Source organism: Aquamicrobium terrae, from assembly GCF_040545735.1.
GTDB classification, from domain to species: Bacteria; Pseudomonadota; Alphaproteobacteria; order Rhizobiales; family Rhizobiaceae; genus Mesorhizobium; species Mesorhizobium terrae_A.
This window is the reverse complement of sequence record NZ_JBEPML010000004.1, coordinates 297,638-322,931: the sequence shown is the minus strand read 5'-3', so window position 1 is coordinate 322,931 and position 25,294 is coordinate 297,638. Positions and strand designations below refer to the sequence as shown.

The window sequence follows — 25,294 nt, the reverse complement described above, 5'->3', positions numbered from 1 at the left end:
GACCTTCATCCAGCGGCAGGTTTAGTAAGAATATCCTTCAAGACCTTGAATTCCCTGAAATTCGGCCGGCGAAGCGGCCACATGATCCAGTAACCCATATCCATGGAAAGGCTTCCGGCCTCGAGGCGGACCAGCCGGCCGGCTTCGAGTGCCGAATGACAGAGCGGCAGCGAGCCGAGCAGCACGCCGGCGCCCGCCTCGGCGGCGCGAAGCGCTTGCACGAAGGTGTCGAAGCGCAGCACCGGGACGGGTGGCGGCTGCGCTTCGGCGGCAAGCGCCCAGTCCCGCCAGCCGAGCCTAGGGCCCGATACGGCAATGCGGGGAAGATCTTGCCAGTCGCGCCCTGTGCTGTGCACTAGGCCGGGCGCGGCGACTGGCGCAAGTTCCTCGCTGTAGAGCCGGTCCGCCTTCATGTCCGGCCAGATACCGGCGCCGAAACGGATTTCGATGCCCGCCTCGCTGCGCGGATAGTCAGGCAGGCGCTGGATCGTCTCGAACGATAGCTGGAGCTGCGGCAAAGCTTGTGCAATTCGAACCAGGCGCGGCGCGACCCACAGTTCGATGATGGACGAAGAAGCCGCGATGGTGAGTTTGCGGCGTGGCGCGGAAAACAGGTTGGCCGTCGAATGGGCAAGCTGGTCGAGCGCGGCCTGCACATGGGGCAGCCAGGTTTCGCCCTGGGTGGACAGGCTCACGCCACGCGCCTGCCGGTCGAAAAGCTGCGCGCCGATCCGCAGCTCGAGATTGCGGATGCGCTGGCTGACGGCAGCCTGCGTCAGGCCCAGCTCACCGCCGGCGGCTGTGAAGCTGCCCAGCCGCGCCGCCGCTTCGAACACGCGAATCCATTCAAGCGGTGGGAGGTCGCCGGAGGCTTTAGTCATAATGAAAACAGGGTCATGTTGTTGGAAATTGTTGATTGTCATTATGCCTTGCCAGGACTTCAATGTCGATGACATGAACCTGGAGGCAAAAATGCTGTCGAAAGCGGACATTCTCGACGACGGAAAATCAATCGCCCTGACATGGTCCGATGGTGTCGTGCGGCGCTTCCATGCGATCTGGCTTCGCGACAACGCTCGTGACGAGCAGACGCGCGCGCCCGGCAATGGACAACGGCTGATCACGCTCGGCGACATCCCGGCCGACACCGTGGTGTCCCGTGCAGAAATCCGCGACGGTGCGCTTCATGCGACCTTTCACCCGGAAGGCCGGACGATTCCCTTCGACAGCGCATGGCTGGCCGACCATGCCTATGACGGTCCGGCGCCCGCCGTCGCGGGATGGACGGCGCCCAATATCGAGACCTGGGATGCTTCGCTTGGCGACAACATCCCGCTGGCGGCGTTCTCCGAGGTTTCCAGTGACAATGACGCTCTGGCGCGCTGGCTGGCGGGCGTGCGCCGCTACGGTTTCGGCAAGCTCGCCGGCGGGCCGGTGAAGCCCGAGGCCTTGCTGGAGGTCGCCGCGCTGTTCGGCTATGTGCGCGAGACCAACTATGGCAGGTATTTCGAGGTGCGCACCGAGGTCAACCCGAGCAACCTTGCCTATACCGGGCTCGGGCTCCAGGCCCATACCGACAATCCCTATCGCGATCCGGTTCCGACCCTGCAGATCCTCTACTGCCTCGAAAATTCTGCCGAGGGCGGCGAGAACATGGTGGTCGACGGGTTCCGGGCGGCCGAGCGCCTGCGGGCGGAAGATCCGCGCGGTTTCGACCTGCTGTCCCGCTATTGCGCCCGCTTCGAGTATGCCGGCAGTTCCGGTGTCTGCCTGCAATCGCGGCGGCCGATGATCGAACTTGCACCGGATGGCGAGCTGATCGGCATCCGCTTCAACAATCGTTCGACGGCCGCCATCACCGATGTGCCCTTCGAGGACATGGCGGACTATTACGCGGCCTATCGGCGGCTGGGCGAAATCATCGACGACCCCTCCATGGAAGTCACCTTCAAGCTCGCTCCCGGCGAAAGCTTCATCGTCGACAACACCCGCGTGCTGCATGCACGCAAGGGTTATTCGGGCGCCGGATCGCGCTGGCTCCAGGGTTGCTACGCCGACAAGGACGGCCTTCTGTCCACGCTGGCCGCCATCGAAGCCGGCAGGAATTCCTCGAAGATCCCGGAGGCAGCTGAATGAACGCGCAGGCCAAGGACGAACTCACCCACCGGACAATCGTGGCGTTTCTGGCCGATATCTTCGAGCGCCGGGGCGGCGAGGAGTATCTCGGCGAGCCTGTAACCATGGCCGAGCACATGCTCCAGGGCGCCTGTCTGGCACAGCGGCAGGGCGAAGAAGAAAAAATCATAGTGGCCGCCCTCCTCCATGATATCGGCCACTTCACCAGCGAATTCGGCACGTTCTCGATGAACGACACACATGACAAGCACCATGAAGAGGCCGGCGCGCTGGTGCTGGAGCGCTTCTTTCCCACCATCGTCACCGATTGCGTACGTTATCATGTGGCTGCCAAGCGTTATATTTGTGCCACCGATCCGAAATATTTCGACGAGCTTTCCGAAGCTTCGATCCATTCGCTGAAACTGCAAGGCGGCCCGATGAACGCCGAGGAGATCGCAGCCTTCGAGAAGCTTCCCAATTTCAGGGAGATCGTGAAGGTCCGCTATCTCGATGATGCGGGTAAGGTGGCGGGAATGGCCACCCCCGGATTTTCCTACTACGCCCCGATAGTGCAAAGGGTCGTGGACGATCATATGCAGGCATCCGGCCGGATTCCGGCTTGAGGAACCTCCGGCCTTCGGGCTGCCGTACGTAGCGAGGCCCCTTGCTGCTACCGGCTGATGTTGATGGTCGCTTTCCAGTGGCGGTGGAGGGCTTCCACGTCGCCGCTGGTCAGGACAGGCATCGCGTCGTGCAGTTGATCGTCGCTCCAGTTCCACCATGCCATTTCCAGCAACCTGTCGATGTCGGCGTCGCTGAAGCGCTTGCGGATCACCTTGCCCGGATTGCCGCCGATGATGGCGTAGGGTTCGACATCGCGCGTCACCAGTGCGCGAGTGCCGATTACCGCGCCATGGCCGATGGTGACGCCCGGCATGACGATGGCTTCGGAGCCGATCCACACATCGTTGCCGATGACCGTATCGCCTGCCGGAAGATAGCCGTTCTGCGCACCCGCAAAGGCCGGAACCTCGCTCATCCAGTAGAACGGAAAGGTGCTGATCCAGTCGTTGCGATGTCCCTGATTGCCCGCCATGATGAAGGCCGCGCCTGAGCCGATGGAGCAGAAGCTGCCGACGATCAGCCTGTCGGCGCCTTCCTCGGGCAGAAGAAACCGGGCGCAATCATCGAAGCCGTGACCGTGGTAATAGCCCGAATAGTAGCTGTAGCGCCCCACGACGATGTTCGGGTGGGTGACCTGCTTGTCGAGCGTAATGCCCCTGAAGGGGCTTTCGAAGAAATTGTGCATGAGAAGTACCGATGAAGGAAGCTGCATTGGCGGCGTCGAGGGGCACGCCGTGGCATAACAAAACCCGCCGGCCACGAGCGGAGAGCCGGCACGAAGGCTTCTCGCGTCGATGACGCGGAAGCGCGTTCAGGTGGTACAGTCAGCGGACTTCATAAAACCCTGATGCCACTTAATTAGAGCACTGGCAAGGCGTCGGTACCTCTCACGGCATTTGCATCGATATGCCGATCGAGGCGGGCAACACCTGGGCAGTGGATCGTCAGCCTGGCTCCCTTGAAGACACAGGAAGACCAATCGGTATTGCCCGGTACGGTCGGTTGACGAAAGGTCGGGTCGATGCCATTGTACACGTGTGCAATGCCTGCTGCGCCAGAAATGGCGGATAATCTGCACACGTGCGCAAAATGTCATCCGACTGTCAGCAGGGAGGATCATAACCAATCGACATTCCGGATCTGGAACGCGGGTCGTCACGAGCTGACGAGCCTCTTTCCCGGACAGATCATGGCGCCGGCAGGCGACGCACCGACAAAGGGAGGTCGAGAGAGATGACAATATCGCGTTTGGCGATCTGGGCAGGCGCTGCGGCCGTGGCGCTTCTTGGCAACATTGGCCTTGCGGCCGCGCAGAACGTCACCATCAGCATCTGGTCCGGCGGCACCGGACCGAACGACAATTACCGCGTGGACGCCATCGAAATGGCGGCCGACATCCTCGAGCGGGAGCGGGCCATCGCCGGCGAGGACCTCAACATCACCGTCGAGAAGAAGGTCTATCCCGGCTGGGACGATTTCAAGCAGGCGCTCACGCTGGCCGCCGAGGCCGGCAATGCCCCCAACATCGTGGTCACCGGCCACGAGGACATCGCGCCGTGGTCGCAGTCGGGCCTGATCGTGCCGGCCGAGGACTATCTGAACCTCGACGCCTGGCCGATCAACGACATCTACGAGAACCTGATGGAGATCGCCTCGTATGGCGGCGTGGTCTACGGCCTGCCGCAGGATGCGGAATCGCGTCCGTTCTTCTTCTGGAAGCCGCACATGAAGGCGATCGGCTATTCCGACGAGGACCTGGAGGCGCTGCCGGCGCGGGTGCAGGCGGGCGAATACACGCTGGCCAACGTACTGGAGGACGCCAAGAAGATGCAGGATGCCGGCGTCGTGCAGCCTGGATACGGCTTCTATCCGCGTCCCGAGAACGGGCCGGATTACTGGCAATTCTACACCTCCTTTGGCGGCGTGATGGAGGAGGACGGCAAGCTCGTTCTCGACAAGGCCGCGATGCAGCGCTTCTACCAGTTCTTCGCCGATGCGGCCGCGGCCGGCGTGACCCGCAAGAACCACATCGGCACGCCAACCGACCAGTGGTATTCGGAAGTGCCGAGCGGCAAGGTCGGCATCTGGCACGGCGGCACATGGCACTATGCCCGCTACGTGAACCAGGAAGGTCTCCAGGACTTCTTCGGCAACGTTGCCTTCACGCTCATTCCCGCAGGCGAAGGCGGCAAGGCCAACACGCTCACCCACCCGCTCGTCTACCTGCTGACCAGCGGCCACGGCGAGGAGCAGACCAATATCGCGGCCGAACTGATCAAGATCGCCTCGGAGCCGCGCATCAACACGCTGCACGCCATCAAGTCGGCGCATCTGGGCATCGCCCATCAGCAGTCCAACATCGATCTCTATTCGAACGACCGCTGGGCGCGCGAGGCGACGGAACGGCTTCTGCCCCATGCCAATGCCATGCCCAACAACACCAATTTCGGCGACTACTGGAGCGCGATGTGGAAGGGGCTGGAAAGTGCGTGGACCGGCCAGAAGACCCCGGAGCAGGCGGTGAGCGACGTGGAGGCGGAACTGCGCAACAGCCTCGGCGAGGCCATCGTCATCCGCTGACGGGCACGAGCTGATGGACGCGTTCCGCGACAAAACAGAGCGCCTTCCGGCATCGGGCGGTGCCGGGGCCGCGCCCGCGCGCCGGAGGCTCGGCCTGCTGGACAGCTCGCGCGGGCTCGGCGTCCTGCTGCTGTTGCCGGCGCTCCTTCTGGTGGTCCTGTTTTTCCTCATGCCCGTGGTGCTCACCGGCGTCTTCGCCTTCACCAACATGAACACCGCGACAGGCATCAGCGGTGGCGCCCATCAGGTCTCGCCCGGTGCGCTGAGAGTGCTCGGCGAACGCTACGAAATGGGCGAACTGGCCGAGCGGCTCGGCCAGCCGACCTATGTGGTGGATGAAAGGGGACTGGCGGCGCTGGAGGAGATGGGCATCGCCTCCGGCATCGTGGCCAGCCTGCGGCGCAGCCATATGGACGAGAGCTTTACCTCGCGGCGCGAATTCGAGCGCGTGATCCGCGCCCTGCCCGACCGGCCGGATACGCGCACGGTCAAGCGCATTTCGGACGCCTTCAGCCGCTCGCTGGCCAATGCGCGCTTTGCCAGTTCCGGCGCCCTCGTCGCGGCGGCGGAGGCCATAGACCCTGACCTCACCGCGGAGGAAAAGGAGGCGCTCGCGGCAGCGACCTACACGGGCTGGAACTGGACGACGGACAATTTCCGCCGCCTCAGCTCCTCGCGCGACACGACGCGCGTGTTCTTCAACACGCTGTTCTTCGTGGCCATGACGCTGGTCTTCTTCAACATCGGCTATGCGATGTTCCTGGCCATCGCCACCCACTACATGCCCGAGCGGCCGGCGGGCATCTTCCGCATCATCTGGTTCCTGCCGCGCATCTCGCCGGTGGTGATCTACGTGCTTTTGTGGAAATGGGTCGCCTGGGACACGGGCTTCCTCAACGCCGTGCTTTCCGATTTCGGCGTCAGGCCGCGCAACTGGATGCTCGACAGCGCAACCCAGGCCTGGTTCTTCGTCATCATGATCAACGGCTTCGTCGGGGCCTCGATGGGCATGTTGATCTTCGCCTCGGCCATCAAGGCTATACCCGAAACCCATTTCCATGCCGCCAGCGTGGACGGCGCCTATCGCTGGCAGCAGATCCGCCACATCATCCTGCCGCAGCTCAAATGGCCGATCCTGTTCGTCACCTGCTACCAGACGCTGTCGCTGCTCACCTCCATCGAGCAGACCTTGCTGGCCACCGATGGCGGGCCGGGCGGCGCGACGGAGATCTGGTCGCTGTGGATCTATCACACGGCGCTGAACAACTATGCGGGCAACCTGCAATATGGCTATGGCGCGGCCATGGCGTTGGTGCTGGTCGTCATCGGCATCGTGCTGTCGCTCATCTATCTGCGCCTGTTCAACTACAATGCGCTGATCACCCGGCCGCGGATAGAGCTGTGAGGGCGCGATGAACGGACACCAGAAAAGCTGGCCGATCATTCTCGTGATCACCATTCTCAGCGCCCCGCTGGTGCTGGCCTATGCCTATCTGTTCGTCGACACCGTCACCAACTCGCCGCCGGGTTCGGTGGTCCCGCACGAATTCACGCTGGAGCACTGGTCGTTCCTGTGGCAGACGCGGCCGGGTCGTCTCAGCATCTGGCGGGTGACGCTCAACTCGCTGTTGTTCGCCACCACCAGCGCAGCACTGGTGGTCGTCGTCTCGTCCATGGCCGGCTATGTGCTGTCGCGCCTCAACGTGCCGGGGAGAAGTTTCTTCCTCGCCGGCGTGATGATGTTGCACGCCTTCCCGGCCATCACGCTGATCGTCGCCATCTTCATCGTGTTGCAGATGGTCGGCCTCTACAACTCGCTGATCGGCGTGATCCTCGTCAAAGCCGCCATCGACATGCCGCTCGGCATCTGGCTGATGAAGGGCTTCTACGACACCGTGCCGTGGGAGATCGAGATGGCCGGCATCCAGGACGGGGCGAGCCGCTTAACCGTCTGGCGCAAGCTGGTGCTGCCGCAGGTCAGGCCCGGCATTTTCGCACTGGCCCTGTTCGCCTTCCTGCTGGCCTGGGGCGAGTTCATCCTGCCGCAGGTGCTGGCCCCCAGCGGCAACGCACAGGTCCTGTCGGTCTATCTCGCCTCGCTGATCGCCGACGACAACAATTTCGACATGGCGCTCTTCAAGTCCGTCGGACTGTTCTACATCGCGCCAGTGCTGGTCCTGTTCTTCGTTTTCCAGAACTACCTGATGAACATCTACGGAGGAGGCACGAAGGGCTGATGCGCATCCTGCTCGACAAGTTCAGCAAGGCGTTCGGCGCCGTCAGCGTCATCGAGGACATGACGCTGGAAATCGGCGACGGGGAAATGCTGGCCCTGCTCGGTCCGTCGGGTTGCGGCAAGTCGACCACGCTGTTCGCCATCTGCGGCATCCACAAGGTGAGCGGCGGCCGCATCCTGTTCGGCGACAGGGACGTGACCTCGCTGCCGCCGCAGGAGCGCAATGTCGGCGTGGTGTTCCAGTCCTATGCGCTCTATCCGCACATGACGGTGCGCGAGAACATCGCCTTTCCGCTGCGCATCGCCGGAAAGTCGGCGGCCGAAATCGCCCGTCAGGTCGACGATATGGCGCAGCTGGTGCACATCGAGCCGCTTCTCGACCGTCGCCCCGCCGAGCTTTCCGGCGGCCAGCAGCAGCGCGTGGCGCTGGCCCGGGCGCTGGTGCGCCGCCCGCACGTGCTGCTTCTCGACGAGCCGCTTGCCAATCTCGACGCAAAGCTGCGGCTGGAAATGCGCTCCGAAATCCGGCGCATCCAGCTCGAGACCGGCATCACGGCCGTGCTCGTCACCCACGATCAGGTCGAGGCGATGAGCATGTGCGACCGCATCGCCATCATGGATGCGGGCAGGATCGTCCAGATCGCCACGCCGACCGAGATGTACAACGACCCGCATACCGCGTTCGTGGCCGGCTTCCTCGGCAATCCGCCGATCGCCTTCCTGCGCGGCGTCGTCAGTGGCGATGCGATCGTGGTGCCACAATCCGATGTGCGGCTGCCGAAACCGAACGGCGCCCGAAACTTGGCCGAGGGCACGCGCGTCTCCGTCGGCATCCGCCCGGAGAATTTCGGTCCCGCAGGCGATGTTCCGGTCAAGGGCCGCATCTCCTTCGTGGAAACGCAGGGACGCGAGAACCTTTATGACCTGATGCTTGCCGACGGCAGCGTTTTGCGGTCGATTCAGCCGGTGCGCTCCGATATCGCCGTGGGCGACGAGGTGGAATGGTCCGTGGCCTCGGACCGGATATTCATGTTCGACGACAAGGGAGAGCGGATTTGAGCGTCACGGCAGGGTCCGGTTTTGCGGAACGCTTCGGCTGGCCCGACCTCCTGGCGCGGCCGCTCGCCATCGGGCATCGCGGCGCCAGCGCCCATGTGCGGGAAAACACGCTCGCCTCCTTCGCCCGCGCCTCCGATCTCGGCGCCCAAATGTGGGAGCTGGACGTCCAGATGACGCGGGACGGCGTGCCCGTCGTCAGCCACGACGATCACCTGCTGCGCGTCTTCGGCATGGATGCGCGCATCTCCACCCTGAATGCGGCGGACCTCGCCGGCATGGCCGGCATCGAGGTGCCGACCTTCGCCGAGGTGGCGGCTCTGGCGCGTGAGCGGAGTGCCGGGCTCTATGTCGAGCTGAAGGCGGCCGGCGCCGGACCGGCGGCATGGCGGGAGCTGGAGAGCCACGGACAGAGTTTTGCCGTGCTCGGCTCCTTCGACACCGATTTCGTGCGCAAGCTGCGGGATGCGGGCTGTCCCTTCCCGTTATCCGTGCTCGTCCCACTCGGTGCCGATCCCTTCGCGGCGGCCAGCGACTGCGACGCCGACATCGTGCATCTGTGCTGGGAACGCGGCGGCGAACGCCCGCAGGAACTGGTGACCGGCGAGCTTCTGGAACGGGCACGGGATGCGAGCCTTGCCGTTGTGCTGTGGCATGAGGAGCGGCCGCCGGTCATCGCCGATCTGGTGCGGCTGCCGGTGCTCGGCATCTGCTCGGACAGGCCGGAACTTCTGCGCAGCGCGATGGATGAGGCCGCATGAGCGAGGGGGACAATCCCAGACGAAAGGTGACGTCTTTCGACGTCGCCGAGCGCGCGGGCGTCTCGCGTGCCGCGGTCTCGCGCACCTTCACGCCGAATGCGAGCGTCTCGCCCGAAACGCGCGAGAAGGTGCACAAGGCGGCCAAGGAGCTCGGCTATCGCGTCAATTATCTGGCCCGCAGCCTCATCAACCGCCGCTCGGACCTTGTCGGGGTGGTCGCGGCCGGCATGGACAACCCGTTCCGCTCCCAGCAGATCCACGAGATCGCCAAGGCGCTCGTCGGCCGCAACTTCCGCCCGATCCTGCTGCCGGCGGACGAGGCCGAAAGCGTCAACCGCATGATGGACCAGCTTCTGCACTACAACGTCTCGGGTGTGCTGGTGACCTCGGACGCCCCGCCGACCGCCTTGTGCGAGGAATTCGCCGCCCACGCCGTTCCCATCGTGCTGATCAACAAGGGCGATGCCATCCCACATGTCGACCGCGTCATCTCCGACGACGAGACGGCGGGACGCATCGCGGCGCAAACGCTGCTGGAAGCGGGCGCGACGCGGCTGGCTGTCATCTGCGGCGCAGAAGTTTCCTACACCGCCCGGCGTCGCCAGGAAGCGTTCCTCGCCACCTGCCGCAAGCTGGGCGCTTCGGCACAGGCGCTGCCGGTGGTGATCAACGACTACGGCAACGGTTTCGCGGCTGCTGCTGCGGCGGCGGATTTCGACGGCCTGTTCTGCGTCAACGACTACATGGCCTTCGGCGTCATCGACGGTCTGCGGGCCGCCGGGCGCGACATCGGCAAGATCAGGATCGTCGGCCATGACGATATTCCTCAGGCGGCCTGGGCGGCCTACGACCTGACCACGCTGCGCCAGCCCTGCGACATTCAGGCCGAGCAGGCGGTGGAACTGCTGATGGGCCGCATGGACGCGCCGCGCATGGCAGAGCGCACCGAGTTCACGCCCGTGACCGTGGTCCGAAGGGCCACCGCCTGATGCGCGCCCTGCCCGCCGCCGATGCCGATGTAGTCGCCCGCCTCGAACTGGCGCGCCGGCTTGCCCTCGATACCGGCAGGCAGGCGGAAGCCTTCCGCTGCACCGCCGATCCGGCCGCGCTCGCGGTCTCGACCAAGAGCTTGCAGGATTTCGTCTCCGCCGCCGACCGGCAGAGTGAGGAGACGATCCGCGCCGCTCTGGCCGATGCCTTTCCGCAGGACGGCTTTCTCGGCGAGGAGACGGGCGGCGAGCCAAACGCGGACGGCTTCTGGGTGGTCGATCCCATCGACGGCACCGCCAACTACATTCGCGGCCTGCGCCACTGGGGCGTGTCCATTGCCTTCGTCCGCGACGGCGCGGTGCAACTGGGCTGCATCTACGACGCGGCCGGCGACCGCGTCTATTCGGCCCTGCCCGGCCAGGGCGCATTCTGCGGTGACCGCCCGGTGCGCGTTTCCGGCATGGCCGATCCCACACAGGCGCTGGCAATCGTCGGCTATTCGCGCCGCACGCCGTTCGAACCCTATCAGGCGCTGCTTGCCCGCCTCCACGGGCTCGGGATCGAATACAGGCGCCTGGGCTCCGCCGCGCTCGGCCTCGTACGGGTCGCCGACGGCATCGCCGATCTCTATTACGAAGCCCATCTCAACAGTTGGGACATATTGGCCGGCGCGCTGATCGCGGCAGAAGCCGGAGCATATGTGGCCATGCCGCCGCTCGACCGCATAATCGCCAATGGCGGCGCGGTTGCCGCCTGCACGCCGGGTCTTGCCGGGACGCTTGACTTCCTGTGGGAGCAGTTGGCGGAATCCCCGGTCGATGGGGCTCAGCCCAAGCCGACGCGTTTGGCGTAGGCAGCCTCCGTCGCCACCGCCTCGTCGGTGGTTATCTGGTCCACGCCCAGTTCCAGCAGGCGCGAGAAGGCGTGCCATTCCGTCTCGGTGAAGCCCTCGGCGGGGTTGGCCGGCGTGAAGGTCCAGGCATCGACCGCCTTGCCCTCGTCATGACAGATCGCCACGAAGTCGAGCCCGGCATCGCGCGCATCCAGCACCATCGTCCAGTGCAGATAGACCATTCGAGGTTGTACGGACCCCGCAAGCTCGGCCCTGAGCAGGGCTTCCGCTCCCTTCACATCCCCTCTCGCGAACAGGTCCATGAGGCGGAAACTCGGTTCGAGGCCGCGCGCAACATTCGGCAGGCGTTGCCCGAGCGCGAGAATGAGGTCGTTGCAATCGCCGCTGACGATGACAGGAAGCCCATCCCCTTGCAGCGCATCGGCCAGCCGGCCCAGACCCTTTGCGCCGATGGTGGCCAGGTCGTCCTTGATGTCGAGTTGCAACAGCGCTTGCGGCTGCGCATCGCGCAAGAGGGCTATCAGGTCGTCGAGGAAAAGCAGGCGCCGCCCATGGCGCGCGACGCCGGGTACGCCGGCATCGTCGTAGTGAAGACCGGCAAGAGCCGGCCGCTTATGGATGGCGACCGGTCCGATGCCGTCCGTCTCCTCGTCCAGCACATCGTCATGGAGCACGGCGAAATCGCCGTCCGCCGTCACCCGCAGGTCGACTTCCATCGAGGCGCCCAGTTGCAGGCCGAGGGCGAGATTGCCGGCACCGAACAGCGGATCGGCACGTCGCCGCCGAAGCCGATGCCATTTCAGCATCACGCGCCGGTTGTCATGCAGGATCGACAGGCCTTGGAGTGTAGCTGGATTCATGCCGCCCACCATAGACGAACCAATCCTGGCCCGACAGGAGGCTATGAAAAATCGGCCGCAACTGTCCTGCTATCCGATCGGCTGCCATATGCCTTTATGAACGGACATTTAGAGCCGCGGCCTCGCAACGCACATCAAGGAAATGCCTGGTCATCGAGACGATGGATACCTCATCGGGCATCAGGCACGAGGCCGTGGACAGTGCGTCCGCGATCGCGGCCGACGGGGCCGAAACCGACACTGACCCCCAGACCCGGCGAACCGGCCGGCCCGTCGCGGGGTCGAGAATGTGTCCGTCATGGCCGGCCTGATCGAAAGTCGTCCCCAAGGGGGAAGAGGTCGCAAGCGCCCGCTGGCGCAGACACAGCCGCGTGCCCGCCTCCAGCAGCATAGGCCAATCGCCGCCGTCAGGCTGTCCGCCCAGCGCGCGGAATTCGCCGGTGTCGATGAGAATGTCGTTCAGCCCTTCGGCTTCCAGCAAGGCTGCGACCCGGTCGGCGACATAGCCCTGGCCGATGCCGTTCAGGGTCAGCGACATGCCCGGCTTCATAACGATCGCTGCCGGACTCACGGTGACTTTTTCCCAGCCGACATGCAGCCGGGCCCGTTCGATGGCAGCATCGGTGGGCTTCTTCCCAACTGCTGCCGCTTCCGCCCACAGCCTCCAAAGCGGCTGCACCGTCGGGTCGAAACGCCCGCCACTTGCTGCGTGGACGGCGCCGGCGGCCGACAGGCATTCCAGCAACTCGAAAGGAGGACTGTCCAACCGGCCGTCGCGGTTCAGGCGGCTGAGTGCGCTATTCGCCCGATAAAGGCTCAAGATATCCTCCAGCCGATCGATCTCGGCGAACACACGGGCGGCAATTGCCTCGGCTTGCGGATGGTCGAGCCGGATAGAGGCGCGGGCACCGAGAGCCTGTCCCGTCCAGAGCCGGGTCGTGGGCCTTGCTTGCGCAATGCCCGCCCAGGACGATGCCGCCATGGCGGCGGAAATTGCGATCAGGCGGCGACGTGTCAGCATGGTTCAGCCTCCAACAGCATTTGGCAAGGCACGCAGACGGCCTTCATAGTCGTCGTCCTGGTCTTCGGCTGTTTCATGCTCCACCGGTGTCAGGACCATGTCGTCCGTGATCGCCATCAGCTTCAGCACGGTGCCGCCCTCGGCCTTGGCGAAAGCCTCGGCATCGGCCTGGGAGGCGAAGGGCACGGTTTCCGGAGCGCCCATGCCGCCTTCGCGAGTCGAGCCGACGACGAAGAATGCCTTTCCGGCATCGATCCAGTTGCCGTCGCCCGGTTTTTCCCAGGTCGCCCGGGGAGCCCCCATGTCGTTGACGTAGATCGCGAGGATCGGCGCGATCTGCTCCGGCGCGCGGGCATACGCGATCGCGTCGCGAACCTGACTGAAGAACAGCGGCGCCGGCATGCCCTTCATGTGGACCTGCGCTTTCGGACCCGGATGCTCGAGTAGGTTCATCTGGCAGTAGTGGCCCAATGTCTCTGCCGTCATCTCCTGCGGCGCGGTATTCTGCACCGCCTCCTGCGTGCAGGCGCTGACCGGCAGCAGAATGGCCAGCAGCATCAGGCGCAGCATCGTCGTCATGGCGTCACCTTTCTGAACGCGGCCCATGCCAGCGCCAACGTGGCAACCGGCCAGAGCAGGATGGATGCGCCGGATTGCCAGAGCGGTATCGCATCGGCGGCGCCGCCAATGCCGCCGGCGGCGGAGACGGCGGCGGCCGCCGACAGGTTGAAGATGCGGAAGGCGTCGGCGGGATTGGACAACAGTGCGATCGGCAGGATGCGCGTGGTAAGGGGGCCTCCGGAATCCGAAACGATCAGGGCCAGGAGTGCCAGGTCGTACAGGACGACCACCGCCAGCCAAAGGCCGATGGCGAGCCCCGCCGCGCTGGATGTGCGCCGGGTCAGGGCCGACAGCGCGTAGCCAGCGCCGAGGAACGTCGCGCCGAGAAGGACCGACGACCAGACGAGCCGCCACAGGGAGGCCAGTCCCGCCAGCGCGCCCCTGTCGGCAAGGATCGCCGCAAGGGCGGCCAGACCGTAGCCGAGGCTCGTCGCGAGGCCGAGGATGGCGACATGGGCGAGAAGCTTGCCCAGCAGGACTTGCAGCCGCGAGACGGGATAGGTCAGGAGCAGAGGCAGCGTTCCCCGCTCGACCTCGCCTGCTACCGCATCGAAGCTCATGAGCAGCGCCAGCAGCGGCACCAGATAGACCGACAGCGAGGTCAGCGAGGCGACGACCACGGAAAGCCGGTCGACGCCGATGTCGCCGGTCGGGGCGGCGCCTGCCGCAGCCAGCACAAGCGCGAACAGCGCCATCATCGCGGTGGCGATGGCCACCCAGCGGTTCCTGAACGCCACCCGGAATTCGCAGAGGGCGGTGGCAAGGATACGTTTCATTGCCCGTCCCTCCGGCTGAAATGGGAATAGATGTCTTCAAGGCTCGGCGGGATGACGTCGAGATCGGCGACCTGCCCGCCGAGGGCCGCGATGCGCGAAAGAAGCGGCAGCTTCCGCGTCTGCTCGCATGACAGCTTCAGCCGGCCGTCTCCCGTGCGGACGGCTTGAGGGAATGCGCCCGCCAGCGCCGCGTCCTCGCCCGCCGCGGGGGTGATCAGCAGCGCGACCGGCAAAGCCGCCTCTTCCCGCAGCTCGGCCAACGTGCCCTCGGCCGCCAGCCGTCCCTGCGAGAGGATCACGATCCGATCGGTGCGAGCCTCGACCTCGGTCAGGACGTGGGAGGAAAGCAATATGGCGGCGCCGTCGGCGGCCAGTCCGTCGAGCAGATCGTAGAAATCGCGGCGCGAAACCGGATCGAGACCGGAGGTCGGCTCGTCCAGAATCAGAAGGCGCGGCTTGCCGATCAGCGTCTGGGCCAGCCCCACGCGCTGGCGCATGCCCTTGGAATAGCCGCCGATCCGGCGGCGCGCCGCATGGGCCAGCCCCACCTTGTCGAGAAGGCCCATCGCCTGTTTCGGGTCCTCGCCGCGCAGGGCCAGATAGAAGCGGATCTGCTCTTCCCCGGTCAGAGCGGGGTGAAATGAGGCATTTTCCGGCAGGTAGGCCACTTGCGTCCGCGCCGCCGCAGCGCCCGGCGCCGTGCCGCAGACGCTGACCGAGCCGCTGTCGAAGGGGATCAGGCCGAGGATGATCTTCATCATCGTCGACTTGCCCGCGCCGTTATGGCCCAGCAGCGCGACGCGCTTGCCGAGTTCCAGCGTGAGCGAGACCTCCTTCAGCGCCTCGACGGTCTGGAAACGCTTAGTGAGACGTGAGATTTGCAGGGTCGAGGTCATCGATATTTCCTTGGGCCCAGCGTCCTTGGACTTCGGCCTCGAAACTTTGCGCATCCGCCGTGACGGGAATGGTCAGGGGACGCATCAGAGGCGCTGAATCGCGCACGCCGCCCGGCAAGGTGGCCGGGAAACTCTGCTGGCTCCAGCGAACAAGCTGCACCGCGGGCGAACCCGTCAGGAGTGCCGCTGCGGGCTGCGACCAGAGGATTTGATCCATCAGGTCGTTCGGGCGGTAGAAGCTGTCGGCGATGCCGTCGCCGTTCAGGTCATAGGCCGGGTGGTCCGACCAGAAATTGCCACGCCCTTCGTGGCTCCATTCCATATGGCGCGTGCCGACATATTTCACCTGTTCGCGGTTGCCCATGAAGGTGTTGGCGGTCAGCACATTACGTTCGGACCCGGCAGTGAAATGGATGCCGATGCCGCAGCCTTCGAACCGGTTTTCCCAGATCAGGTTCTTGTGGGCGTTGTAGATGAAGAGGCATTTCTTCGTGCCGCCGCGCACCAGATTTCCCGTCACGTCCGCATTGTTGGCGTAGTTCAGCATCAGCCCGTGCTCGCGGTCGCCAAGGCTCTGGTTGTGCAGGATCTTCGCGCGGTCGGAGAACATGATGGCGAAGCCGAGATGGTTGCCGACCGAGACGTTCCGCGACACTTCGGTGTTGCGGGTGTACATGAAGTGCACGGCAAAGCGCAGATCGCGCATCAAATTGCCGCGATAGATGCTGTTGGAGCTGGCATTGGAGAAGATGCCGTCGCGGCCGTAGCGGATCGAGTTCCCCTCGATCAGCGTGCCCGGACTGTTCCAGATATAGATGCCGTTGCCGCGCTCGTTCATGTGCGGGTTCTGCGTGCCGACGATCTCGTTGCCGAGGACACGGGCGTCGTGTCCGCCATGGACGTCGATGCCATGCATGTTGCCGGTGACCAGCAACGCCTTCACCTCGGCGCGGTCGGCCCCCTGCTCGATCTTCACGCCGGCGTCGAGATCCTGATTGACATGGCCCGATCCGGTAACGGTGAAGCCCGACAGGGTGATGTCGGGTGCGGTCAGGGTGAGGACGCTGCCCTTGTTGCCGCCGTCGACGATCGCGCCGCGCGGGCCGACGACCGTCAAGGGGCGGTCGATGGTGACGGGGCCGCGATAGACCCCGTCCACCAGCCTGAGCACGTCGCCGGGTGCGGCCCCGGCGACGGCTTTCGCAAGGCTGCCCTGCCCCGGCGCGACCTCGTGCTCCGCCGCGACCAGCGGCGCGGCGGTCATAAGGCCGACAAGCAGGACAGCCAGGTGCCTCATCGTCAGGCGCTCTTCGGTTCGACGAACATGCGACCGCGCATTTCCATGTGGAGCGCATGGCAGAACCACTGGCAGTAGTACCAGTAGACACCGGGATTGGCCGCCACGAACGTCACCGACGAAGTCTGCTGCGGCCCCACTTCCATCGCCACGCCATGGTTGCCCATGGTGAAGCCGTGCGTCAGGTCGTCGATCTCGTCGAGGTTGGTGACGGTGATCGTCACCTCGTCGCCTTCCCTTACGGTAAAGCTCTCGACGCTGAAGGCCGGTGCAACCGAGGTCATGTAGACGCGAACCTTGTTGCCGTCGCGAACCACCTCATCGGTCCACTCGTCGATATTGACGCCGTCCTTTTCGGCCTGTGCCCGCGTTTCGGCCCACATGGGATCGTTGCGGTCCCACACGGACTTCATGTTCGACATGATCGAGGGATGCACGGCGATCGCGTCGTGCGGCTCGGCGAAGGTCGGGCCGTCATGGACCAGCACCATCTTGTCGCCCGAGATGTCGATCAGCTGGTCGTTCTCGGGCTTCAGCGGGCCCACGTTCAGGAAGCGGTCCTTCGAGAACTTGCACAGGCAGACCAGCCAGTCGTTGGTGGCGTCGAGCGTTTCGCCCATCACCGTTTTCAGGTGACCGGGCTGGTAATGGACATCCAGCTTGTCCTTGATCGGATCGACCTTCTCGCCGGCATAGGCGCGGACCGCGTCCTCGATGTTCCACTTCACAACCTGGCTGTCCAGGAAGAGCGAGGTGTAGGCATTGCCGCGCCCGTCGAAGGCAGTGTGGAGCGGGCCGAGGCCGAGCTGCGGCTCCGCCACCACAGCGCTGCGCGGTTCGGCGTTCTCATAGAAGATCGCGTCGAACTTGGTGACGTCCAGAACGGTCACGGTGGGCGACAGCTTGCCGGCAACGCACAGATGCTTCCGGTCCGGTGCCATGTTGCAGCCATGCGGGTTGTTGGCGATCGGGATGTAGCGGGTGAAAAGGGACTTGGCTTCCTTGCGCCCGTCCAGCACCTTGACGCCATTGATCTCCTCGTACTGTCCCGCGGCGACGGCCTTCTCGATCTCGGCGATGTTGAAGACGACGATGTGGTCCATCTCGGACTTGGTCATCTCCTCCAGCGTCGTGCCCATTTCGGAGTTGTAGCTGGTCGAGAAGGCCCATTTGCCCTCATAGTCGGCATCGCAATTGTCGAGATTGCCCGAAACCTGGACCTGCCAGGCCACTTCCCACTTGTCGGCGTCGACGGCGGTAAAGATGTTCACATAGGTCGACACGTCCTGCATCGTCGAGCCGTCATTGTTGAGCGGCGCCTCGTCCTCGCCGTTGCAGAAGACGTAGTTGGAGCGCGGCCACTTTTGCGGGCGCATGCCGTGAATGCCCTTGGCGTTGGGGATCTCGAGGATCGCATCGGTTTTCATGACGTCGCAACGCACCCGCGCCACGCGGGTATTGGCCTTGTCGTTCATGAACAGATAGCGACCGTCATACTTGCCTTCGGTGAAGGACATGTGGACGTGATGGAGATCGCCATTGTCATGGATGTGCTTGCCGTTGGCGGCAAGCTGCTTCTTCGTCCTCTCCGTCATCGTGCGCTGGTGGATGCGGATCGATTCATTGGTCTGGCCCCAACCGGTTGCGGAGCAGCGGTTGAATACCGGCACCCGCATCAGCTCGCGCATGGAGGGAATGCCCAGGATGCGCATTTCGCCGGTCTGGCCTGAGGACCAGAAGCCGTAATAGTCATCGAGCTGGCCGGGCGCGATGGAGCCATCGGCTCCCGCCGCGCGTGCGCTGCCGCCCATCGTGGCGGCAGCCCCGGTCACGCCAAGGCCCAGCGCCGCAGGGCCCAGCGACAGGCCGCCAAACGCGCCCGCCGCCACGGCACCGCCGGCGGTGGCGCCCAGCAGGGTGCGACGGCTGACGCCTTTTTTCTCGTTGGATTCCATAGTCGAAACTCCTTTTGTTAAACTTCGGAAATGGTGGCTCGAGTGACAGTGGGCTGGCCGACGGAAGGACGTCGCGGCCCCGGCGGCGTGCTTTCCGCCAGTTTCTCCCGGCGCTTCAATTTCTTGATCACGACGGGACAAGTGGTCTCGGACTGGTAGAGCACCTGGCAATGCAGGCAGTTGATGCATTCGTTCGGATTGATCTCGCCGGTCGGATGGATCGACTGCACGGGGCACTGGTTTGCGCAGGTCTGACAGGGATTGCCGCATTCGTGATAGCGCTTGAGCCAGTCGAACATCCGCAGCCGCGCGGGGATCGCCAATGCCGCGCCCAGGGGGCACAGGTAACGGCAGTAGAAGCGCTCGACGAACAGCCCGGCGATCAGCAGTGCTGCGGCGTAGGCGACGAAAGGCCATGCGCGCAGGAACTTCAGGATGATCGCGGTCTTGAACGGCTCGACCTCGGCCAGGTGCTCGGCCTGCTCGATGCTGACCAGCGAGACGCCGAACAGGGCCAGGAAGATCATGTATTTGACCGGCCAAAGCCGCTCGTGCAGCCCCCATGGCAAGGTCCATTGCGGGATGCGCAACTTGCGGGCGATCTGGTTGGTCAGTTCCTGCAATGCGCCGAACGGACACAGCCATCCGCAATAGGCGCCGCGCCCCCAGAACAGGAGGGCGGCCGCCACCGCGAACCACAGGATGAATGTCAGCGGATCGAGCAGGAATGCCTGCCAGCTGAAACCGTTCACCAGGCTGCCGAACAGCGCCATGAGATTGACGACCGACAGTTGCGCATTGGCGTACCAGCCCAGGAATACCAGCGTCACCGTGAGGAAGCCCATGCGGAAAAAGTAGAACAGTCTTTCGTTCCTGACTGCGAAGGTCTGGAAGAAGAAGACGCCCGTCAGCACCGTCAGCATGGCACCCAGTACGGCGATCTTCAGTTCCGAATCCGTCCAGATCCGCTTCCACAACTCCGCCTGGGCCGCGCCTTCGTTGTGCTCGGCAACGGGTGCGCCCTCCGAGGGTGACGGCACCGGGGCCGCCGCTATGGCGCGCAGATATTTCTGCGGCAGTTGGTATGCGAGATCGAAGGTGTGGAAGACCTTCTCGATCGGCCCGACCTCGCGCTGGACGAGCAACTGGATACGAAACGGCTTCGTCGGATCGAAACCGACATTTGCGGGAATGCGGAACAGGTCCTTTTCGGTGAAGCCCGGCGCGCCTGCGGCAGCTATGGTCGAAAGACGCCTGTGGTCGCGGTCGCGGAAACGCACCGACACATCATCCTGGATCAGGACGACGCGGTCGAAGATGCCGCCGCGCACATAACCCGATCCCTTGAAGGAATAGAGGCCCCGCCCCATCAGCGCGATGGCGTTCTCTCCTTCCTTTAGCCAGGTCTTCAGGTTTGCTGCCTCGGCGGTGCCGAGAAGTCCCTCGGCGACCGGCGGTGCGGAAACCAGCGCCGCCTGCAATTCGATGAAGAGGGTTTCCGGCGGCTCGGTCAATGCGCGCTCGCGCGCTCTCGTATCGGCATGCGTTGCAAAGGCGTCATTGACCTGCCCGACATCCAGCGACAGCCTTCTCACCGTGCCGTCGCCCTCGGCCTCGAACCAGTCCGCCGGCGCTGCCGCGTCAGGATCGATCTCGAACCGGGGGCCGGCATCCGGCTGTTCGGGCGCCAATCCGCCGAGGCCGAGCGCGCGCGCGACCTTCAGGCCCGACCGGATGATCGAATCGTCGATAACCATCACGGTCACGGTGGCGCCCGAGATGATGTCGACCTCGTGCGCCGTCCCGCCGGCCTTGGCCTCGGCCAGAAGATCGAGGCCGGCATAGCCTTCCACGAGCGCCTTGACCTTGGCTTCGGGAATGCCGACCAGGACGATCGGCTCCGAATGCTTCACCAGTTGCACGCCGACGATCCGGGCGTTCTTGTCGACGGCTACGAGAGAATGGATGGGTTTGCCCGAATACCCGGTCGTCCCGACGAAATCGGATGTGATGAATGCCCAGGCGACCGTCTCGCCGCCCTTCATGACAGGCGCGACGGCAAGATCGCTGCGGATCGGCCCAAAGCTATCGGCGTCGGCAACCAGATCGGAGGCGAGGGAGGTCGGTAGATATTCCTGCAACACGCTAGCCGCGGAGACGCCAGTCCCCAAGCCCAGCACCGCCCAAAGCAAAAACAGAAAACGCAAAAATTTCATCGAGCGGCATTCCGGCAATTCCCGGCCGCGACGTTATACAGTTTCCCCCAAGCGCCCTTGCGCTAGGTCAATGAGCGGGACAATTCATCTGCGACAAAATGGACGAAGGTGCTGGCAAGCCATGCCGGAGTCCGGGGTCGGATTTGACGACCCTGCCCGCCAAGGTCGAAAGGTTTCTGAGCGAAGACGGTGTGATCCTTTGGATTCGCTTTGAGCATCAAGCCCTTGTTTTTGCGCGTGTCGCGGTCCCGAATTGAGCTTCCGCTTGCGGGCGGCATGTTTAAGGCGACAAAGGAGGCTGGCGAGGTCGTCCGGAGCGGCGGCCAACCTGGTTGCAGTGCCCTTACGGAAGCCTCAGCCTGGGCGGCCAGCAGATTCCCCTGATCCGCACCCTGCCCCGTCACGCCTTCGTCTTCTGTTCCCGGAACACGATAAACACGCCGCTCGAAATGATGATGGCCGCGCCGAGAAAGGTGACGAAGTCCGGAACGTCGCTCCAGATCAGCCAGCCAAGAGCCACGGCCCACAGAAGGGCTGTGTATTCAAGAGGAGCGATGACGACGGCTGGCGCAAGGCGGAACGCCTGGGTGACCATTGTCACGCCGGCCGTTCCGACAACCGCGATCCCAATGAACAGCCATAGGTCGTCCACCTGAACTGCGGTCCATGCGAAGGGCATGGTCAGGCCGCTGAGCAACGCGCCGATGCCGGTCAGGTACAGCATGAGTGTCCACACGCTGTCGCGTGGATCGACCCAGCGCGCGCCGACCATCAACATGGCGTAGACGAAGGCCGTGGCGATGGGCAGCAGCGAAACCAGCTGGAAGGTCGCGCTTCCCGGCCGCACAACGACGACCACGCCGATAAAGCCGGCGATGACCGCGGACCATCGTCGCCAACCGACATACTCCCCCAAGAAAATGGCAGAAATCGCCGTAATGATGAGAGGTGCGGCAAAGACCAGCGTGGTGGCTTCGGCAAGCCCCAGATATTTCATGCTGGTGATGAACAGCAGCGCGGCACCGATCCACAGCATTCCCCGAAACAGATGGGCGCTGGGCCGATAGGAACGAAGCGCGCTCCTGCCTCCCATTTTCAGCGTGATCGCCAGGGCAACCGGCAAGGCTATGATGTTGCGCAGAAAGATGATCTGGAGGGGCGAATATCTGTCCGTCAGCGCTTTTGCGATGGCATCGTTCGTCGTCAGGAGCGCAATTCCGGCGCACATCATCAAGACGCCGCTTGTCACGCTGTATTGCTGTTGCTTGTGGAAGGAAATCTGCAAGTCGACCTCTCGAACCGCGCGTGCCGCCTGTCATGAACGCCGACGCGCGCCAGCGAGACGGTTTTGTGAGCCATGTATCCGCGTTTGGCCGGCGCCGCGCCAGCGAAATCCAACATGTGCAGGTACTTCGTGTAACATCCACGATTCTGTCTCATAAAAGGCCAGCAGGCGGGAATTTATTGCGGCACAAGCTCAGGCAATACTTCTCATATGCCGGATTCGCCCTTGTAATTCGGCATTTTTCTCCAATCTTCAGGTAGGAACCGAGTGAGATCGAGAAGTGTCGTGCCGGCTTTTCAGGTCAAGATCGCATATCTCACGCCGTACCGGCATTCGCGGCGCTACTTCCACCAGATCGTTGTGGCTGACGACAAGCAGGCCGCGCTTGTCGAAACACGCGACCTGCTGAGCAAGCGTTCCCCCAGTGCCCGCATCGTGCACGAGGTGGCGAGCCTTCGCCCGGACAGCCAGGATGCGGAGGCCGCGATCAAGGCTGGATGGTCGCTTCGGGATGGCTGGTGGTCACGGCCCATCCGGGCGGGGGACGATCTGGCGGCGATTGCCACGCACGGCTACGCCAGCAGCAGGCGTATCAATGTGCGCACGACGGCAGGCTGTGTCGCGATTGACCGCATCGCGGATGTTTCGAGACCGTCTTGACGGCTATTCCGTCTTTCCCCGGCATTTCACCGCATCCGTCCAATTTTCTTGCGCAACCAGCCCGATCCCATTTCTGCTAGAAGCACCAGCAGGATGATTATCAGCAGGATCGCCGCGACGCGGGTGCTTTCCAGTTGTTGAGTGGTGCGCTTGAGGTACCAGCCCATACCGCCGCCGCCGAAGAAGCCGACCACGGTCGCGGCCCGGAACGCCACATCCCAAGTGTAGATGGTGATGCCGGTGAAGGCCACCCGCACCTGCGGCAGCACCGCATACTGGAATATCTGGAGGTGGCTGGCGCCGACCGAGCGCATCGCCTCGACCGGCCCCATGTCGATCGCTTCCAGCTCGTCGGAAAACAGCTTTCCGGCAAAGCCGATGCAAAAGACCGTCAGCGCCAAGGTGCCGGCCAGCATACCGAAACCGAGAATGGTGACGAACAGGATGGTCCAGATCGTCTCGTGGATCGACCTGCTGCCCATGATGGCGAAGCGACCGAACGGATAGGCGATGGCACGGCTGAATGTGATGTTGCGGGCCGCCATCCAGGCCAGAGGAATCGAGACCAGCACTCCGAAGACGCCGCCCAGCAGGGACATTTCCAGCGTGCGCAACACCGAGCGCAGGAAACCGGCATCGGACACATAGTTGAGGTCCGGTGGGAAATAGCGGGTGGCAAGAATGTCGGCCAGACGGGGAAATGCGCCGAAGATGCGCACCACATCGATGTTGAGGAAGCGGACCGACCAGAAAAGGAAGGTCAGCACCGCCAGCAGCGCGGCAAGGCGTAGTGTCGATTCCGGGTGCCGGTAACGAGACCATTTCCGGCCTGAAAGCCGCATCGGCTCCGATGAAGCAAGCGTCATCGCTCTCTCCTAAATCACTGCCTTGCGGGCATAGTGGGATACCACCTCACCAAAGGCGATCAGCACCAGCACCGCCAGTACTACCAGCGTGACGCCGCCATAGTTGAACATCGCCATCTGGCGAAAGAAGACGAGGCCAAGCCCGCCGGCGCCGACCAGACCCATGATCGCCGAGCGGCGGATATTGATGTCCCATTCGAAGATGATGGTGCCGATGATCACCGGCAGGATTTGCGGCACGATGCCGTAATACATCACCTGGAACTGGTTACCGCCCACGGCCCGGATGGCTTCCACCGGCTTGGGATCAATATTCTCTATGGCCTCGGCGGTGATCTTGGAAATGAATCCGATGGACCGCATGGCCACCGCCAGTATACCCGGCAAGGCGCCGAGACCGACCGCCCCGACGAAGAGCAGCGCCCAGATGATTTCGTGGATGGAGCGCGACAAGACCATCAGGAAGCGGCCGAGCGGGTAGAATACATATCTGCTGGGCGTGACGTTGGCCGCACCAAACCACGCAACAGGCAAAGACAGTACACAGCCGAGCAGTGTCCCGAGCGTCGCCATCATCAGCGTTTCCAATGCCGGAACCACCAGGGAGGGCGCCAGCGACCAGTCGAGCCACAGAAAGCGCTCCAGCGTGCCGACGACGCCGAGCGCGCCGCCCATGCGCGTCCAGTCCGTGTCGAACATGACCGTGTCATGGAAGCACCATGCCAGGACGGCCAGGGACAGAACGAGGATCGCCCGATTCTTGAAGCGGCGGCTGCGCCCATGCGCCAGCCAGGCGTCGAAGCCGCGATCGGGCATGGGTGCTGTAGTGGTGCTCATCACAGCACCTCCATGGCATAGATGGCGTCGAGGTCTTCCTTGCGCATGTCTCTGGAAGGACCATCGAACTTCTTGTAGCCGTCCTGCATGCCGATGATGCGGTTGCAGCTTTCGAGGGCCAGTTGCACATCATGGATGTTGCACAGGACCGGCACCTTGAATTCCTCGGCCAGTTCCTTGATCAGCGCCATCACGCTGCGAGAAATCTTTGGATCGAGCGCCGAAGTGGGCTCGTCTAGCAGGAGAATCTCGGGCTGCTGCATCAGGGCCCGGGCGATGCCGACGCGCTGGCGCTGGCCGCCCGACAGTTCGTCGGCGCGCTTGTCCACATGATCCTGCAGACCCACGCGCTCCAGAAGATGGAGGGCGCGTTCGATGTCCTCGCGTGGAAACGCCTTGAACAGGCTGCGCCATGCGCCCGTGTAGCCAAGCCGTCCCGACAGGACGTTGTCCATAACCGACATGCGGTTGACCAGATTGAACTCCTGGAAAATCATGCCGATACGTCGCCGCAGCCTGCGCAGGTCGCCTCCGGCCAACCGGCAGACATGTTGCCCAAAAAGGATGATCTCGCCCTCGCTGGGTTCCACCAGGCGATTGATGCAGCGGATCAGCGTCGACTTGCCGGCTCCGCTCGGGCCAATGACGGCGCAGAAATCCGAATCATCAACGGCAAATTCGACACCCTTGAGGATCTGCGGGCCGGTTGCCGCATACCGCACTTTCAGGTTCCGGACTTCGAGGACGGGCATGGCAACCTCCCCTTCACGGGCAGAAGCGCACGGC

Annotated in this window: 24 protein-coding genes; 10 read left to right on the top strand and 14 right to left on the bottom strand. The window is 63.8% G+C overall.

Features of this window, described 5'->3' with window-relative positions; genetic code table 11:
* Nucleotides 1–5: 5 nt before the first annotated feature.
* A complete protein-coding gene (locus tag ABID37_RS08625) occupies nt 6–992 on the bottom strand; it encodes a LysR family transcriptional regulator (protein ID WP_354193844.1) in 987 nt (328 codons plus the stop codon).
* On the opposite strand from ABID37_RS08625, the gene tmpA reads away from it, so the two are divergent.
* Nucleotides 973–2,136: a 2-trimethylaminoethylphosphonate dioxygenase gene (gene tmpA / locus ABID37_RS08620; protein WP_354193843.1), complete on the top strand. Its 1,164-nt coding sequence runs from the start codon at nt 973–975 to the stop codon at nt 2,134–2,136. The genes ABID37_RS08625 and tmpA overlap by 20 nt on opposite strands.
* Complete coding sequence (tmpB, locus tag ABID37_RS08615) at nt 2,133–2,741, top strand: (R)-1-hydroxy-2-trimethylaminoethylphosphonate oxygenase (protein WP_354193842.1); 609 nt, start codon at nt 2,133–2,135, stop codon at nt 2,739–2,741. Before tmpA ends, tmpB begins: the two co-directional genes overlap by 4 nt.
* Nucleotides 2,742–2,788: 47 nt before the next feature.
* Here tmpB and catB read toward each other — a convergent pair whose 3' ends face one another.
* Nucleotides 2,789–3,427: a type B chloramphenicol O-acetyltransferase gene (gene catB / locus ABID37_RS08610; RefSeq protein ID WP_354193841.1), complete on the bottom strand. Its 639-nt coding sequence runs from the start codon at nt 3,425–3,427 to the stop codon at nt 2,789–2,791.
* Between the two features lie 548 nt (nt 3,428–3,975).
* Here catB and ABID37_RS08605 point away from each other — a divergent pair.
* The 7 genes from ABID37_RS08605 (at nt 3,976) to ABID37_RS08575 (ending at nt 11,218) form a co-directional block, all read left to right on the top strand.
* Entirely contained in the window at nt 3,976–5,322 is a 1,347-nt protein-coding gene (locus tag ABID37_RS08605) for an extracellular solute-binding protein (RefSeq protein ID WP_354193840.1), read from the top strand.
* 97 nt (nt 5,323–5,419) lie between these two features.
* Nucleotides 5,420–6,727, top strand: coding sequence for a carbohydrate ABC transporter permease (locus tag ABID37_RS08600; RefSeq protein ID WP_354193883.1), 1,308 nt, complete (start codon nt 5,420–5,422; stop codon nt 6,725–6,727).
* A gap of 7 nt (nt 6,728–6,734) precedes the next feature.
* Nucleotides 6,735–7,559: a carbohydrate ABC transporter permease gene (locus ABID37_RS08595; RefSeq protein WP_354193839.1), complete on the top strand. Its 825-nt coding sequence runs from the start codon at nt 6,735–6,737 to the stop codon at nt 7,557–7,559.
* Nucleotides 7,559–8,617 (top strand): ABC transporter ATP-binding protein, encoded by a 1,059-nt coding sequence (locus ABID37_RS08590; protein WP_354193838.1) that lies wholly within the window; start codon nt 7,559–7,561, stop codon nt 8,615–8,617. Before ABID37_RS08595 ends, ABID37_RS08590 begins: the two co-directional genes overlap by 1 nt.
* Entirely contained in the window at nt 8,614–9,375 is a 762-nt protein-coding gene (locus ABID37_RS08585; protein WP_354193837.1) for a glycerophosphodiester phosphodiesterase, read from the top strand. Before ABID37_RS08590 ends, ABID37_RS08585 begins: the two co-directional genes overlap by 4 nt.
* The gene (locus ABID37_RS08580) at nt 9,372–10,364 is read left to right on the top strand and encodes a LacI family DNA-binding transcriptional regulator (protein ID WP_354193836.1); all 993 of its coding nucleotides are present in this window, start codon (nt 9,372–9,374) and stop codon (nt 10,362–10,364) included. Before ABID37_RS08585 ends, ABID37_RS08580 begins: the two co-directional genes overlap by 4 nt.
* On the top strand, nt 10,364–11,218 hold the full coding sequence (locus ABID37_RS08575) for an inositol monophosphatase family protein (protein WP_354193835.1): 855 nt from the start codon (nt 10,364–10,366) through the stop codon (nt 11,216–11,218). Before ABID37_RS08580 ends, ABID37_RS08575 begins: the two co-directional genes overlap by 1 nt.
* On the opposite strand, the gene ABID37_RS08570 is transcribed toward ABID37_RS08575, so the two are convergent.
* The 9 genes from ABID37_RS08570 to ABID37_RS08530 form a co-directional block, all read right to left on the bottom strand.
* The gene (locus ABID37_RS08570; protein WP_354193834.1) at nt 11,191–12,078 is read right to left on the bottom strand and encodes a glycerophosphodiester phosphodiesterase; all 888 of its coding nucleotides are present in this window, start codon (nt 12,076–12,078) and stop codon (nt 11,191–11,193) included. The two genes, ABID37_RS08575 and ABID37_RS08570, sit on opposite strands and share 28 nt — an antisense overlap.
* 94 nt (nt 12,079–12,172) lie before the next feature.
* Nucleotides 12,173–13,060 carry an FAD:protein FMN transferase gene (locus ABID37_RS08565; protein ID WP_354193833.1) on the bottom strand — a complete coding sequence of 296 codons (888 nt, stop codon included), beginning with the start codon at nt 13,058–13,060 and terminating at the stop codon, nt 12,173–12,175.
* A gap of 42 nt (nt 13,061–13,102) precedes the next feature.
* Entirely contained in the window at nt 13,103–13,678 is a 576-nt protein-coding gene (locus ABID37_RS08560) for a nitrous oxide reductase accessory protein NosL (protein ID WP_354193832.1), read from the bottom strand.
* Nucleotides 13,675–14,496: an ABC transporter permease gene (locus ABID37_RS08555; RefSeq protein ID WP_354193831.1), complete on the bottom strand. Its 822-nt coding sequence runs from the start codon at nt 14,494–14,496 to the stop codon at nt 13,675–13,677. Before ABID37_RS08555 ends, ABID37_RS08560 begins: the two co-directional genes overlap by 4 nt.
* Entirely contained in the window at nt 14,493–15,392 is a 900-nt protein-coding gene (locus ABID37_RS08550; RefSeq protein WP_354193830.1) for an ABC transporter ATP-binding protein, read from the bottom strand. The genes ABID37_RS08555 and ABID37_RS08550 overlap by 4 nt, the downstream gene beginning before the upstream one ends.
* A complete protein-coding gene (locus ABID37_RS08545; protein WP_354193829.1) occupies nt 15,358–16,689 on the bottom strand; it encodes a nitrous oxide reductase family maturation protein NosD in 1,332 nt (443 codons plus the stop codon). The genes ABID37_RS08550 and ABID37_RS08545 overlap by 35 nt, the downstream gene beginning before the upstream one ends.
* Nucleotides 16,690–16,691: 2 nt before the next feature.
* Nucleotides 16,692–18,644, bottom strand: coding sequence for a TAT-dependent nitrous-oxide reductase (nosZ, locus tag ABID37_RS08540; protein WP_354193828.1), 1,953 nt, complete (start codon nt 18,642–18,644; stop codon nt 16,692–16,694).
* A gap of 17 nt (nt 18,645–18,661) precedes the next feature.
* Entirely contained in the window at nt 18,662–20,788 is a 2,127-nt protein-coding gene (locus tag ABID37_RS08535) for a 4Fe-4S binding protein (RefSeq protein ID WP_354193882.1), read from the bottom strand.
* 472 nt (nt 20,789–21,260) lie between these two features.
* The gene (locus ABID37_RS08530) at nt 21,261–22,145 is read right to left on the bottom strand and encodes a DMT family transporter (protein ID WP_354193827.1); all 885 of its coding nucleotides are present in this window, start codon (nt 22,143–22,145) and stop codon (nt 21,261–21,263) included.
* 285 nt (nt 22,146–22,430) lie between these two features.
* Here ABID37_RS08530 and ABID37_RS08525 point away from each other — a divergent pair, with 285 nt between their 5' ends.
* Nucleotides 22,431–22,805, top strand: coding sequence for a hypothetical protein (locus ABID37_RS08525; RefSeq protein ID WP_354193826.1), 375 nt, complete (start codon nt 22,431–22,433; stop codon nt 22,803–22,805).
* Between the two features lie 26 nt (nt 22,806–22,831).
* On the opposite strand, the gene phnE (ABID37_RS08520) is transcribed toward ABID37_RS08525, so the two are convergent.
* Genes phnE (ABID37_RS08520) through phnC form a run of 3 tightly spaced genes read right to left on the bottom strand, consistent with a single transcriptional unit; the run spans nt 22,832 to nt 25,260 of the window.
* Nucleotides 22,832–23,671 carry a phosphonate ABC transporter, permease protein PhnE gene (phnE, locus tag ABID37_RS08520; protein WP_354193825.1) on the bottom strand — a complete coding sequence of 280 codons (840 nt, stop codon included), beginning with the start codon at nt 23,669–23,671 and terminating at the stop codon, nt 22,832–22,834.
* A gap of 9 nt (nt 23,672–23,680) precedes the next feature.
* Nucleotides 23,681–24,508: a phosphonate ABC transporter, permease protein PhnE gene (gene phnE / locus ABID37_RS08515; protein WP_354193824.1), complete on the bottom strand. Its 828-nt coding sequence runs from the start codon at nt 24,506–24,508 to the stop codon at nt 23,681–23,683.
* Nucleotides 24,508–25,260, bottom strand: coding sequence for a phosphonate ABC transporter ATP-binding protein (gene phnC, locus ABID37_RS08510; protein WP_354193823.1), 753 nt, complete (start codon nt 25,258–25,260; stop codon nt 24,508–24,510). The genes phnE (ABID37_RS08515) and phnC overlap by 1 nt, the downstream gene beginning before the upstream one ends.
* Nucleotides 25,261–25,294 lie beyond the last annotated feature (34 nt).

Excerpts from the sequence above, each read along its gene's own strand:
- ABID37_RS08575 (WP_354193835.1), top strand. The coding sequence starts at position 10,364 with ATGCGCGCCCTGCCCGCCGCCGATGCCGATGTAGTCGCCCGCCTCGAA.
- ABID37_RS08580 (WP_354193836.1), top strand. The coding sequence starts at position 9,372 with ATGAGCGAGGGGGACAATCCCAGACGAAAGGTGACGTCTTTCGACGTC.
- ABID37_RS08550 (WP_354193830.1), bottom strand. The coding sequence starts at position 15,392 with ATGACCTCGACCCTGCAAATCTCACGTCTCACTAAGCGTTTCCAGACC.
- ABID37_RS08545 (WP_354193829.1), bottom strand. The coding sequence starts at position 16,689 with ATGAGGCACCTGGCTGTCCTGCTTGTCGGCCTTATGACCGCCGCGCCG.
- ABID37_RS08625 (WP_354193844.1), bottom strand. The coding sequence starts at position 992 with ATGTCCGCTTTCGACAGCATTTTTGCCTCCAGGTTCATGTCATCGACA.
- catB (WP_354193841.1), bottom strand. The coding sequence starts at position 3,427 with ATGCACAATTTCTTCGAAAGCCCCTTCAGGGGCATTACGCTCGACAAG.
- ABID37_RS08595 (WP_354193839.1), top strand. The coding sequence starts at position 6,735 with ATGAACGGACACCAGAAAAGCTGGCCGATCATTCTCGTGATCACCATT.
- ABID37_RS08560 (WP_354193832.1), bottom strand. The coding sequence starts at position 13,678 with ATGACGACGATGCTGCGCCTGATGCTGCTGGCCATTCTGCTGCCGGTC.
- nosZ (WP_354193828.1), bottom strand. The coding sequence starts at position 18,644 with ATGGAATCCAACGAGAAAAAAGGCGTCAGCCGTCGCACCCTGCTGGGC.
- ABID37_RS08570 (WP_354193834.1), bottom strand. The coding sequence starts at position 12,078 with ATGAATCCAGCTACACTCCAAGGCCTGTCGATCCTGCATGACAACCGG.
- ABID37_RS08605 (WP_354193840.1), top strand. The coding sequence starts at position 3,976 with ATGACAATATCGCGTTTGGCGATCTGGGCAGGCGCTGCGGCCGTGGCG.
- phnC (WP_354193823.1), bottom strand. The coding sequence starts at position 25,260 with ATGCCCGTCCTCGAAGTCCGGAACCTGAAAGTGCGGTATGCGGCAACC.
- tmpB (WP_354193842.1), top strand. The coding sequence starts at position 2,133 with ATGAACGCGCAGGCCAAGGACGAACTCACCCACCGGACAATCGTGGCG.
- phnE (WP_354193824.1), bottom strand. The coding sequence starts at position 24,508 with ATGAGCACCACTACAGCACCCATGCCCGATCGCGGCTTCGACGCCTGG.
- ABID37_RS08565 (WP_354193833.1), bottom strand. The coding sequence starts at position 13,060 with ATGGCGGCATCGTCCTGGGCGGGCATTGCGCAAGCAAGGCCCACGACC.
- tmpA (WP_354193843.1), top strand. The coding sequence starts at position 973 with ATGCTGTCGAAAGCGGACATTCTCGACGACGGAAAATCAATCGCCCTG.
- phnE (WP_354193825.1), bottom strand. The coding sequence starts at position 23,671 with ATGACGCTTGCTTCATCGGAGCCGATGCGGCTTTCAGGCCGGAAATGG.
- ABID37_RS08590 (WP_354193838.1), top strand. The coding sequence starts at position 7,559 with ATGCGCATCCTGCTCGACAAGTTCAGCAAGGCGTTCGGCGCCGTCAGC.
- ABID37_RS08555 (WP_354193831.1), bottom strand. The coding sequence starts at position 14,496 with ATGAAACGTATCCTTGCCACCGCCCTCTGCGAATTCCGGGTGGCGTTC.